The organism is Pantoea sp. 18069 (assembly GCF_902706035.1).
Lineage (GTDB): Bacteria > Pseudomonadota > Gammaproteobacteria > Burkholderiales > Burkholderiaceae_C > Comamonas.
Map to the genome: position 1 here is coordinate 1 of NZ_CACSJA010000156.1, position 381 is coordinate 381.

Consider the following 381-nt stretch of genomic DNA (forward strand, 5'->3'; position numbering starts at 1 on the left):
ACCCTAAGGTTGCGGGAGAGCTGCTCTATTTCCCGACCCGGATGGATCCGGCACTGAATACCCTGGCGGATAGCGCCCCGCGCACCGAAGCGCTGACCATTCTGGTGGGCAACTCCGGCGATCGCAGCAATGAACATATTGCGGCGCTGCGCGCTATTCATCAGCAGTTTGGCGATACGGTAAACGTGATCGTCCCGATGGGCTATCCGGCCAACAATGCGGAATATATTAACGAAGTGCGCGCGGCGGGCGCGGCGTTATTTAGCGCCGGGCGTTTACAGGTGCTCAGCGACAGGCTGGAATTCAGCGATTACCTGGCGCTGCTGCGCCGCTGCGATCTGGGCTATTTCCTCTTTGCCCGCCAGCAGGGGATCGGTACGC

The 381-nt window shown here is 60.4% G+C and carries 1 protein-coding gene; it reads left to right on the forward strand.

All coding sequences use genetic code 11. The features are described from left to right. On the forward strand, positions 1–381 hold a 381-nt coding region (locus tag GVL12_RS26025; RefSeq protein WP_159918406.1), incomplete at both ends, for a TDP-N-acetylfucosamine:lipid II N-acetylfucosaminyltransferase.